Raw genomic sequence first — 11,264 nt, 5'->3', positions numbered from 1 at the left:
ACTGGCCCACCTCGTACAACAACCACATCTTCGAAGGCACACTGTATTTCCCGCCGCCGCGCACTCCACGCGAGCGCGTCGCTCAGGAGCTGGCGGCGGTGACGTTCAAGGAATACGGCATGCAGGACGCCAACACCCTGGAGGCCACCCAGTCGATGATCCAAACGCGTGCGATTGACAAGTTCCTCCTCAACGACCAGGAGGTGCTGATCCGGCACCTGCACAAAGAGACGGCAAACTGGGTCGACGAGTACCAGCGCAAGACCGTGGGGGTCTGATTTGATGACCGCGAAACTGCCGCCCGAATTCGCCGACCTGGAGCCATTTTCCGACTGGTGCCTGCCCACCGAGCCGCAGCGCTACCAGAAGCGGCTCGCCAGCTCGATGGCCGAGATGCAAGCCTTCTACGACGCGATCACCCCGCGGGCGGAAGACGCGCTGGCCTACTGCGACAAGTTCAGCCTCGACGACCTGCCCGAAGACGTCCTGAACCTGATGCACCTGCTCTATTCGATGATCATGGTGTCCTTCCCGATCGAGTGCTGGAAGCAGCCCCGTATCCCAGATTCGGGTGCATCAACCTTGGACTGCGTTAGCGAACCGGTGCCGTGATCGTGCTGCGGGCCGCCCGCTGGGCGGACGTCGACTCCGAGGAGGTCCGATCACCGGCGGTGGTCGTGGTCGACGGGGACCGGATCGCAGCAGTTAATCCCCCTGAAACACCGCAAGACTCGGCTACTGCGATCGACCTCGGCGATGTGACGCTGCTGCCGGGACTGATGGACATGGAACTGAACCTGCTCATCGGTGGCCCGGGTGGACCGGAAGGACTACCGAGCCCCCTGCACGGCGTGCAGGACGACCCGGCGTATCGCACCCTTCGCGGGGCGGTGAACGCCCGCACCACGCTCGAGGCGGGTTTCACCACGGTGCGCAATCTGGGCCTGATGGTCAAGACCGGCGGATATCTGCTCGACGTGGCGCTGCAGCGCGCGATCGACCAGGGTTGGCACATCGGTCCCCGGATCGTGCCGGCCGGACATGCCGTCACACCCTACGGTGGGCATCTGGATCCCACCGTGTTCCAGCGGCTGGCGCCGGGCATCATGCCGCTGTCGGTGGCCGAAGGCATCGCCAACGGGGTGCCCGATGTACGCGCCTGTGTGCGTTACCAGATCCGCCACGGCGCCAAGGTGATCAAGGTGTCGGCGTCCGGTGGCGTGATGTCGCACAGCACGTCGCCGGGTTCGCAGCAGTACTCCGATGAGGAGTTCGCGGCGATAGCCGACGAGGCCCACCGCGCCGGGATCCGGGTGGCCGCCCATGCCATCGGCGACAGCGCGATCCGCGCCTGCATCAAAGCCGGAATCGACTGCATCGAACACGGTTTCCTCGCCACCGATGACACCATCCAGATGATGGTCGACCACGGCACCTTCCTGGTCTCCACGACGTATCTGACCGACGCGATGGCTGTCGACCGCGTGGCACCTGAGCTGCGCAAGAAGGCAGCCGAGGTGTTCCCACAAGCAAAAGCCATGCTGCCCAAGGCGATTGCCGCCGGGGTGCGGATCGCCTGCGGCACCGACGCTCCGGCGGTCCCGCACGGCCAGAACGCCAAGGAACTGTGCGCGCTGGTGGATCGGGGCATGACGCCGATGCAGGCGATTCGCGCAGCGACAGTCACCAGCGCCGAGCTCATCGAAGCCGACCACGAACTGGGCCGGCTGGCCCCCGGTTACCTCGCCGACATCATCGCCGTCCCCGGCGACCCGTCGGACGACATCGCTACCACCCTCGACGTGCGGTTCGTGATGAAAGACGGCCACGTTTACAAGCGTCCCTAGGACAGCGCATGGAACTCACCGACAACATCCTGTGGCTGCTCAAGCAGGCCTTCCACTTCTCACTGAAAACGGTCAACGACGCGATCAGCAGCCACGGGGTGACCACCGCCCAGATCGGTCTGATGCGCCAGTTGGCCAACGAGCCCGGCCTGTCCGGCGCTGAGTTGGCCCGCCGGCTGATGATCAGCCCGCAGGGCGTGCAGTTGGCGATCACCGCACTTGAGCGCCGCGGCCTCGTCGAGCGCAAGCAGGATCCTCAGCACGGGCGGATCCTGCAGGCCTATCTCACCGACCAGGGCCGCGCGGTGGTCTCCGCGGTGCTCGCCGATGCGCTGGCCGCCCATGAGCGGGTGTTCGGTGTGCTGGACGCCGACGAACGACAGCTGCTGCACGATCTGCTCGCCCGGGTAGTCGAGGAAGGCACTGGCAATCCGCTGTTCAGGGACCAGGGCAACCCATGAAGCACACGCATCAAGTACTTGATACATATCGCAAGTACTTGATACTCTGCTCGACGATGGAACAGACGGTGAACGGCGCCCCGCGCTGCGACGGGTTCGCCCCGCTTCGCATCAAACGGGTGGTTCGCGAGACCGCTGACGCTGTCTCGCTGATTCTCGATGTGCCGGAACCGTTTTCGCAGCAGTTCCATTACCAGCCCGGCCAGTTCCTCACCTTGCGTGTGCACGTGGACGGCCAGGAACACCGGCGCTGCTATTCGATGTCGTCGTCCCCGGTGGTCGCCGAGGATCTGCGCATCACCGTCAAACGCGACCCGGGTGGTGTGGTGTCGAACTGGCTCAACGACACCGCCACCCCGGGCGACGAAATCTACGCTGCACCGCCGGAGGGCCGCTTCTTGCTCGGCGATTCCGATCGCGAGCTGGTCGCATTCGCCGGCGGCAGCGGGATCACCCCGGTGTTCTCCCTGATCCGCTCGGCTCTTGCCGCAACAACCCGGCGGGTGCGGCTGTTCTACGCCAATCGCACACGCGAGTCGGTGATCTTCGCCGACACGCTGGAGCGCCTGGCAGAGCAGCACCCGGATCGACTTGTCGTCGTGCACCATCTCGATGACGACAGCGGCGTAGTGCAACCCGATGAGATCAAGGCGTTTGTCGCCGACGCCCGTGACGCCGACTACTACATCTGCGGGCCACGAGAGTTCATGGACACCGTGGAAGCCACCATGCTCGAAACCGGGGCGCCACCAGACCGAATCCATCTGGAGCGGTTCGACGTTGTGGACGTAGCGCTCTCCGCAGTGACGGTGACCGAGGAAGTGACGATCCGGATGGACCGCCGCACCACGGTGGTGCCGTATCGGGCGGGCAACACCGTGCTGCAGACAGCCCGCCTGGCTGGCCTGCAACCGCCGTCGTCGTGTGAAACCGGTTCGTGTGGAACATGTATGGCGCGACTGGTGGAGGGCAGTGTACGGATGATCAACAACGACGCGCTCACCGAGGACGAAGTCGCCGAAGGCTGGGTGCTGACCTGTCAATCCATGCCGACCAGTCGCACCGTGCGGGTGGTCTACGAGTGAGTGGTGTGCAGCGCATGACTGATCGGGTGGCGGTGGTGACCGGCGGCGCGTCCGGTATGGGCGAGGCTATCTGTCACGAGCTGGGCCGCCGTGGCCACAAGCTTGCTGTTCTCGACATCAATGGCCAGGCAGCACAGCGTGTTTCCGACGAGCTGCGCGCCGACGGCGTCACCGCTTTGGCCGCCGAGGTGGATGTAACCGACCGGCGCGCGGTCGAGGAAGCGTTCGCCAAAGTGCGCGGCGAACTCGGCCCGGTGGGCATTCTGGTGACCAGCGCCGGCATGGTGGGTTTCGCGCCGTTCACCGAGATCACCCCCGAGTCGTGGCAGCGGATCATCGACGTGAACCTCACGGGCACGTTTCACTGCTGCCAGGTCGCGATACCGGACATGGTGGCCGCGGGTTGGGGCCGGATCGTGATGATTTCGTCGTCGAGCGCCCAGCGCGGCTCCCCCGGCATGGCTCATTACGCCGCCTCCAAGGGAGCGGTGATCACGTTGACCAAATCGCTGGCGCACGAGTATGCGTCCGCTGGCATCACCGTCAACAACATCCCGCCGTCGGGCATCGAAACGCCGATGCAACACCAATCGCAAGCCGAGGGACACCTGCCGTCCAACGAGACGCTGGCCAGCCGGATTCCGGTGGGCCACCTCGGCAGTGGCGCCGACATCGCCGCCGCGGTGGGCTTTTTGTGCTCCCAGGAAGCCGGCTTCATCACCGGCCAAGTGCTCGGCGTCAACGGCGGAGCCGTGATGTGAAAGGAGGTTCACATGGCGAGATGGCCTAAACCAGCGGAAGGTAGTTGGACCGAACACTATCCGGAGTTGGGCACCGGATCGATCTCATTCCGCGATTCCACGTCACCGGAGTTCTACGCGCTGGAATGCGAGGCGATCTTCAAACGCGCCTGGCTCAACGTTGGGCGCGTGGAGGAACTTCCCCGCGTCGGCAGCTATTTCACCAAGGACATCGCAGCGGCCGGCACGTCGATCATCGTGGTCAAAGGCAAGGACCAGGAGATCCGCGCGTTCCACAACATCTGCCGGCATCGCGGAAACAAGCTGGTGTGGAACGACTTTCCCGATCAGGAAACCAAAGGGGTCTGTCGGCAGTTCACCTGCAAGTACCACGGCTGGCGGTACGACCTCGACGGCGCGTTGATGTTCGTGCAGCAGGAGTCGGAGTTCTTCGAACTCGACCGCGCAGACTATGGTCTGCGTTCGGTGCACTGCGATATCTGGAACGGCTTCATCTTCGTCAACTTTGATCCCGAGCCGCGGCAAACTTTGCGGGAGTTCCTCGGCCCGATGATCACCGGGCTGGACGACTACCCATTCGACAAGCTGACCGAACGCTACGAGTGGGTCGCCGACAACAACAGCAACTGGAAGATCTTCGCCGACGCGTTCCAGGAGTACTACCACGTGCCGGCGCTGCACCCGCAGCAGGTTCCACCCGAGGTGCGGGACCCCAACGCCGGTTTCGAATGCGCCCACTTTCAGATCGACGGGCCGCACCGCCTGGTGTCCACGGCAGGCACCCGCCGCTGGTTGCTGGCGCCGGAGTACATGTATCCGATCGAACGGGCGACGCGCAGTGGGCTGGTTGGGCCATGGCGGACCCCCGATTTAGGTGAGCTGCCGGCGGGGCTCAATCCGGGTGAGATCGAACCGTGGGGTATCAGCAACTTCCAGATCTTCCCGAACCTCGAAATTCTCATCTACGGCGGCTGGTACCTGCTTTACCGGTATTGGCCGACCTCTCACAACACCCACCGGTTCGAGGCGCTCACCTACTTCCACCCAGCGGGCAGCGTGCGCGAACGGATCGAACACGAGGTCGCCGCGGTGGTGCTCAAAGAGTTTGCGCTGCAGGACGCCGGCATGCTGGGCGGCACCCAGGCCGCGTTGGAAACCGGCATCGTCGACGACTTCCCGCTCAACGACCAGGAGATCCTGGTACGCCATTTACACAAGGCGGTCGGTGACTGGGTGGCCGAGTATCAGGCCGAACGCACACCGGTGGGGGCTAGCCATGGCTAACGCGTTGCTGCCCAGTGTTTTTGCCGAACTCGAGCCGTACGCACAAACGTGGTGCCTGCCGACCGAAGCCGAACGGTGGGACCAGCGGATGGCGAGCAGCATGGCCGAGATGCGGGAGTTCTACGACGCTTTCTTTCCCCGGTTGGAGGAGGCGATCGAGTATTGCGACAAGTTCTCGCTGGACGACATGCCCGACGACGCGCTGAATCTGCTCCACCTCATCTATTCGCTGATCATGGTCGCGATGGCGGTTGAGATCATGCACCAGGTAAGACCCACCGACGCCGCCGACGCCGTCATGACTCGCATCAGCGAGCCGGTGCCGTGATGAAAGGACACGCGATGAGTCTGCTAACCGTCAACAAACTCACCGACAGCGTGGGCGCCGAAGTCACCGGCATCGACCCCGATCAGCTGGCCACCGACGACGTGCTCGCGGAAGCGGTGCTCGAGGCGCTCGAGGACAACGGCGTGCTGGTCTTTCCCGAGCTGCATCTGAATCCCGAAGCGCAGGTGGCGTTTTGCCGGCGACTGGGCGATGTCGACCACTCCTCCGATGGCCATCACCCGGTGCCGGGCATCTATCCGATCACGTTGGACCCGTCGAAGAACTCGTCGGCGGCGTATCTGCGCGCCACCTTCGACTGGCACATCGACGGCTGCACTCCGATGGGCGACGAATGCCCGCAGAAAGCCACCGTGCTGTCGGCGGTGCAGGTCGCCGAACGCGGCGGCGAAACCGAGTTCGCCAGCACGTACGCGGCTTACGACGCCTTGAGCGACGACGAGAAGCAGCGGTTCTCGTCGCTGAAAGTCGTTCACTCCCTGGAGGCTTCACAGCGGCGCGTCACGCCCGATCCCACGCCCGAGCAGTTGGCGCGCTGGCGGGCGCGGCCTACCCACGAGCATCCGCTGGTATGGACGCACAACGACGGCCGCAAGTCGCTGGTGCTGGGTGCGTCGGCTGACTACGTCGTAGGCATGGATCTCGATGCGGGCCGAGCGCTGCTGGCCGAGCTGCTCGAGCGTGCCACCGTGCTCGACATGGTGTATAGCCACCGCTGGTCGGTCGGCGACACGGTGATCTGGGACAACCGCGGCGTGCTGCACCGCGCTGCGCCCTACGACCCGGCTTCGCCGCGAGAGATGTTGCGCACCACGGTGCTCGGCGACGAACCTATCCAGTGACCCGCGAAAGGACACTGCTATGGCGAAATCCATTCTGTTTGTCGAAACCAAGCCGGTATCCCCCGACCGCGCCGACCAATACCACACCTGGCATGACCAGACGCACATCCCGGAGATGCTGACGATCGACGGCTTCATGTCGGCACGGCGATGGGCAACGGACAACGGCGACTCATTCATCACGCTCTACGAGATCGACACCGACGTCGACACCGCCAAGGCCAACGTCAAAGCCGCGGCGCAGAGCGGAAGGATGTCTAAACCTGTTGCAGTCCAAACTGATCCGCCGCCGGTGCTGCGCTATCTGAGCTTGATCAGCGCGACTTCACGCTAGCATCTCGCCAATACCGCGGCGTCGGTTCTCCTTGAGGTGAGCGGAGCTGCGGGTGACGAACCAATTGGCGAGTGGGCGCACAAGACGGATGACCGGCACCAGCATGCCGAATTCTTTTTTCATATCTTCCAGTTGCTCGCTGAGTCCTCGCTTCTGGTACTGAAGGAGGCGTTGGCTCTCCTCGGTGTCCACCCAGTCGCCGAAAAAGCGAGGCGGGCTGGTCCGCACGAAAGCGTCGATCGGAAGCGGTCCGATTCCGATCGCATTCATCAGAGCGTTGACGAAGTCGTAGTAGGTCATGCGGCAGTCGGGACCGCCGGCTATGTAGAGGGTCTTCCCGATCGACCCTTCACAGGCCACAGCGCGAGCGAATGCTGTGCCGGCGTCGGCGGGATGCAGGAACTCGAATCGCGCGTCTGGACTGAACTCGAACATGATGCTGGGGTCCTGAGCCTGCAAGTGGATTGGTGTCACCGCCGCAAGCCGCAGGATGCTCCACCGCAGCCGTGACTGGCGGATCGCTTCCTCGCACGCAACTTTGTGGCGCCCGTACTCGTCCGTCGGAGAGGCTGGCGTGTCGACACTGAGCGGCGGCTCGCGATCCTGGACATCGCCGAAGATGCCCTGGGACGACGCGAAGACCAGCCGTTTGGCCGTGGGCGAGGTCTCCATCTCCGCGATCAGTTTGCGCGTAGCGTCGACGTTTACCCTGCGGGCCAGATCGGGCGCCCGGTCTGCGTAGGGAGGAATGATGGCCGCCAGATGGATCACTGCGTCCACGCCGTCCAATGCGTAGTGGAGCGATTCCGCGCGGGTGATGTCGCCCCAAACAAAGTGCACTCGAGCGTCGAAGCCAGAGGCGAGTTTGCGTGCCCTGCGTGACTCGAGGTCGAAGGCGACGACGTCGTGGCCTTCTGCGAGCAACGCCTCCAATGTGGGAAGGCCGATGTTGCCCAGGGCACCTGTCACCAGCACCTTCATGCCTCAACCTTTCGATGGTTTCGGCGCGGCGAGTTCGCGCAGGGAGGACAGGAATAATTCATCCATCTGCGGGCTCAAGTCGGCCAGGTTCGCGGCACCAGCATAGCCGGCGGAACCGAAGACGCGTTCGAGCGCATCGGTGGCCGTGCCTGCACCGATCGAAAGACAAAGGCAGGCAACACCGTCGGTGCGCAGCTCTTCGAGCGCCTTATGGGCGTCGGCCTCCGCATAACGGCCTTCGTAGCCGTCGTCGTAGGGAAAACCATCCGAAAGGACGACCAGCAGCCGATTGGGTGTGCCGGCCTCGTTCTTGAGAATTTCGCCCGCACCACGAATCCCGGCGCCGAGGCGTGTGTAGCTCGATGGTTGGAGCTGATTGAGCCGTGCTCGCCCAACAGCGCTGAAACGTTGCTCGAAAGCTTTGATCGCCAGCAGATGCACGGCGTGCCGGCCGTGCGACCGAAATGCGTAGACGGCGACTCGATCGCCGAGTTCTTCTAGGGTGACGGCCAGTGTGGCGGCCGCCCGTCGCTGATGATCGTGGACGGCAAGGCCGTCGGGGTCGGTGTCGGTGGCCGAGCCGGAGGCATCGAGCAAGATTAGGACGCCGAGATTGCGGGCGAGTTTGCGGCGTTCTAAGAAGACATGTTCCGGTGGGGAGTAGCCCGAGCGCAGGTCGATGAACAAATCGATGAGCGCCTCGATGTCGAGGTCGTCGCCATCGGGGCGGCCGCGTAGAACTTTGGGGCCGAGACCGATCCGAGACAGGCGTCTCCGCAGCACCTCGTCGTGCGGAACACCGGCCGCCGCGACGTCAGCGGTCGTTGTCAGGGGAAAATCGATGACCCGGCACCATTCGGGCCGATACCGGTTGTTGTATACGTCCCACTCCGGATAGAGAGCGCCCCGTACACCGACGGCAGCGCCCGGCTTTGCGTCGTCGGTGAAATGGATCCGTGTGGGCAGTGGCCGAGCATTCGCCCCGATCGCGTGCGCCCGTCTAATGGCGCGAACCTGCAGTTCCGCGCCGGCGGCGCCGTCTCCGGGCGACCGGGAGCTGCCGAACAGCTTACGGAAGTAATCCGAGAGAGCCTGTGAGTTGAAGAGCGGGTTCTCGAATAGCTTGAGTATCTTGCTTTCCCGGGGTGGCTCCTTATCACCGTCATCGTCGTCCTCGGGCAGGTCGATGGGATCGAACTTCAAGTGAAGCTCGTTGTTGGTGGCCTTCGTACCCGGCCCGGCCGAAGACGCCAGCAATCGGGAGGGTCTGATAACACCGAACCAGTCCGGCGCCTCGGCGACTTCCGCTTGACCTCTGGCGATTTCGAGTGATTCGTCGGCGGTCGCGGTACTCGGTTCGCTGTCCGGGCGGATCTCAGCCGCAAGTGGAATATGCCTGGCGAGCTCGGCGAGCACTCGACGACCTTCGAGTGCCAGGTAGCGGCCCGCTACCGCGGGGCGTCCGCGCAGAGCCTTCACCAATCGCTGGTCCAGACTTCCCGCACCGAGCAGAGCGCTCTGGACCATTATTTCGCGACGCTGCTCGGCGACAGAACCGCCCGCCGAGACGAATATCACCTGGCCGTCGGTGTGAGCAGCTTGGCCAGCGGGCGCCTCCGCAACCTCAACAGACCTGCCGACAACGAAGCTGGCAAGCAGCCGAAACCGGTTGGGGCTGGTCACTGCCGGGGCAAGACCGCGTCGACGAGTTCACCGAGGGCGCGGACGACATCCGGATCGTCGGAGAGGACCCGGACGATGGCCGACTGGACAGCACTGCGCAGGCTGAGCCCTTCCGCGACCAAGCCGCCGGCCAGGATCAACATCCGGGTGGAGGACACTTCGCGCAGCGGTGAGCCATCCAGGTTGCGGATTGCGTTACCTAGCTTGACCAAAACACCCGCGGTTCCAGAATCGATGCCGGCTTCATGGGCAACTACCTCTGTCTCAGTGTCGGCGGGTGGGAAACCGAGCTCGATCGCGACGAAACGCTGACGGGTCGACTCCTTGATGTTCTTCAGGACGCTCTGGTAGCCCGGATTGTAGGAAATCACGAGCTGAAACCCGGGCGCCGCAGGCAATGTCGTGCCGAGCCGATCGACCGGCAGCTCACGGCGGTGATCGGCGAGCGGATGAATGACGACGGTCGTGTCCTGGCGTGCTTCCACCACCTCGTCCAGATAGCAGATGGCGCCCTCGCGCACAGCTCGAGTCAGCGGGCCGTCCACCCAGACCGTTTCTCCGCCTTTGAGCAAAAACCGGCCCACCAGGTCCGCGGACGTCATGTCTTCGTGGCCCGCGACTGTGATCAGCTCCCGACCAAGCTCATGGGCCATGGCCTCCACGAACCGCGTTTTGCCGCAACCGGTGGGACCCTTCAGCAGCACTGGCAGGCCGCGGCGGGCCGCTGCGCGAAAAACCTCGACCTCATCGCCAACCGGCCGATAGAAAGGCGCCTCGGAAGCAGACAGAACAGCAGAGTGTTGACTGTTCAACATCTCACTTCCCCCGCTCGAGCGGGACGGTCTTGGGAGGTGTCACGCCTGGTGGAAAGACAAGCTGGCCATGCTGATTGATGTAGCCGGAGTGCTTGCTGGGGATAGGTAGCGCAGGATCGGGACAGGCCCGGTCCGTCCCGCCACCGCAGATGCCCATCAGGAAATACGAGCGCTTCAGGATGTCTTGAGGCCAGGGGTCCTGGTGCATGGCGAACCATTGCGCGGGAATGTTGTAGCACACGAAGAAGAACGCGCTGCATGCCGCGAAGATCGCCAGAAATCGTGTGAATTGCTGCTTGGCAAAGCCGCCCTTGACTCGTTCCAGGCCTCGTTCGACGAATGTGCGGCCGCGATCGTCGGTGAAGTAGCGCAAAGCGCACAGACCCGCCTGCACACCTCCCCACATCAGGCCTTCGTAGAGCGGCCATTGGTAGTAGTGGCCGGCATTGACGGAGAGAGCTCTGATTGCGCCGGGGTAGGTGAAAAGCCCCATCGGCATTAGGAACAAGCCTTCGATGACGAGATCGAAGAAGAACGTCCATACGATCAATACGCCGATCAATCCGATGTTGCTGATGTTCGGCCAGCGCGACTTGGCTCGGCGCATGACCCAACACCCGAGAATCGTGCACAGCAGAACTCCGTAGGAGTAACCGGGCGCATTCATCAAGAGCGGTTCGGCCATCATGCGGCCCGGTTCCCCGAACGACACCCAGCCAGGAATGTTCTGCACCCACGATCCCCGGTTGAACATCCAGGTGTTGTACGTGCTCCACGTGTTGAAGTAGTTCAGGAGCGGGTCTTGGAAAAATATGAGCCCGCAGG

Annotated in this window: 14 protein-coding genes; 10 read left to right on the top strand and 4 right to left on the bottom strand. The window is 63.6% G+C overall.

Features of this window, described 5'->3' with window-relative positions:
* From VFA16_RS11260 to VFA16_RS11215, 10 genes are all read left to right on the top strand, one after another.
* Positions 1-278, top strand: a 278-nt coding sequence (locus VFA16_RS11260; RefSeq protein WP_324967884.1) for an SRPBCC family protein, incomplete at its 5' end; no start/stop codon positions are given.
* Between the two features lie 4 nt (positions 279-282).
* On the top strand, positions 283-612 hold the full coding sequence (locus tag VFA16_RS11255) for a hypothetical protein (RefSeq protein ID WP_324967883.1): 330 nt from the start codon (positions 283-285) through the stop codon (positions 610-612).
* Positions 609-1,847, top strand: a complete 1,239-nt coding sequence (locus VFA16_RS11250; RefSeq protein ID WP_324967882.1) for a metal-dependent hydrolase family protein — start codon at positions 609-611, stop codon at positions 1,845-1,847. Before VFA16_RS11255 ends, VFA16_RS11250 begins: the two co-directional genes overlap by 4 nt.
* 8 nt (positions 1,848-1,855) lie before the next feature.
* Positions 1,856-2,308: a MarR family transcriptional regulator gene (locus VFA16_RS11245; RefSeq protein ID WP_324967881.1), complete on the top strand. Its 453-nt coding sequence runs from the start codon at positions 1,856-1,858 to the stop codon at positions 2,306-2,308.
* A gap of 56 nt (positions 2,309-2,364) precedes the next feature.
* Entirely contained in the window at positions 2,365-3,393 is a 1,029-nt protein-coding gene (locus tag VFA16_RS11240; protein ID WP_324967880.1) for a ferredoxin--NADP reductase, read from the top strand.
* A gap of 14 nt (positions 3,394-3,407) precedes the next feature.
* The gene (locus tag VFA16_RS11235; protein WP_324967879.1) at positions 3,408-4,154 is read left to right on the top strand and encodes an SDR family NAD(P)-dependent oxidoreductase; all 747 of its coding nucleotides are present in this window, start codon (positions 3,408-3,410) and stop codon (positions 4,152-4,154) included.
* 12 nt (positions 4,155-4,166) lie between these two features.
* The gene (locus VFA16_RS11230; protein ID WP_324967878.1) at positions 4,167-5,438 is read left to right on the top strand and encodes an aromatic ring-hydroxylating dioxygenase subunit alpha; all 1,272 of its coding nucleotides are present in this window, start codon (positions 4,167-4,169) and stop codon (positions 5,436-5,438) included.
* Positions 5,431-5,766 carry a hypothetical protein gene (locus VFA16_RS11225; protein ID WP_324967877.1) on the top strand — a complete coding sequence of 112 codons (336 nt, stop codon included), beginning with the start codon at positions 5,431-5,433 and terminating at the stop codon, positions 5,764-5,766. The genes VFA16_RS11230 and VFA16_RS11225 overlap by 8 nt, the downstream gene beginning before the upstream one ends.
* Positions 5,767-5,780: 14 nt before the next feature.
* Complete coding sequence (locus tag VFA16_RS11220; RefSeq protein ID WP_324967876.1) at positions 5,781-6,626, top strand: TauD/TfdA family dioxygenase; 846 nt, start codon at positions 5,781-5,783, stop codon at positions 6,624-6,626.
* Positions 6,627-6,645: 19 nt separating this feature from the next.
* Positions 6,646-6,960, top strand: coding sequence for a hypothetical protein (locus tag VFA16_RS11215; protein WP_324967875.1), 315 nt, complete (start codon positions 6,646-6,648; stop codon positions 6,958-6,960).
* Here VFA16_RS11215 and VFA16_RS11210 read toward each other — a convergent pair.
* The 4 genes from VFA16_RS11210 to VFA16_RS11195 all read right to left on the bottom strand — a co-directional run.
* On the bottom strand, positions 6,952-7,941 hold the full coding sequence (locus VFA16_RS11210; RefSeq protein WP_324967874.1) for an NAD(P)-dependent oxidoreductase: 990 nt from the start codon (positions 7,939-7,941) through the stop codon (positions 6,952-6,954). The two genes, VFA16_RS11215 and VFA16_RS11210, sit on opposite strands and share 9 nt — an antisense overlap.
* Before the next feature lie 3 nt (positions 7,942-7,944).
* On the bottom strand, positions 7,945-9,624 hold the full coding sequence (locus VFA16_RS11205) for a nitric oxide reductase activation protein NorD (protein ID WP_324967873.1): 1,680 nt from the start codon (positions 9,622-9,624) through the stop codon (positions 7,945-7,947).
* Complete coding sequence (locus VFA16_RS11200; protein ID WP_324967872.1) at positions 9,621-10,439, bottom strand: CbbQ/NirQ/NorQ/GpvN family protein; 819 nt, start codon at positions 10,437-10,439, stop codon at positions 9,621-9,623. Before VFA16_RS11200 ends, VFA16_RS11205 begins: the two co-directional genes overlap by 4 nt.
* A 1-nt stretch (position 10,440) precedes the next feature.
* Positions 10,441-11,264 (bottom strand): spirocyclase AveC family protein (locus VFA16_RS11195; RefSeq protein ID WP_324967871.1); only part of this gene is annotated, 824 nt, incomplete at its 5' end.

The organism is Mycobacterium sp. (genome assembly GCF_035653355.1).
Taxonomy (GTDB): domain Bacteria; phylum Actinomycetota; class Actinomycetes; order Mycobacteriales; family Mycobacteriaceae; genus Mycobacterium.
This window is presented reverse-complemented; position numbering and strand designations above follow the sequence as displayed.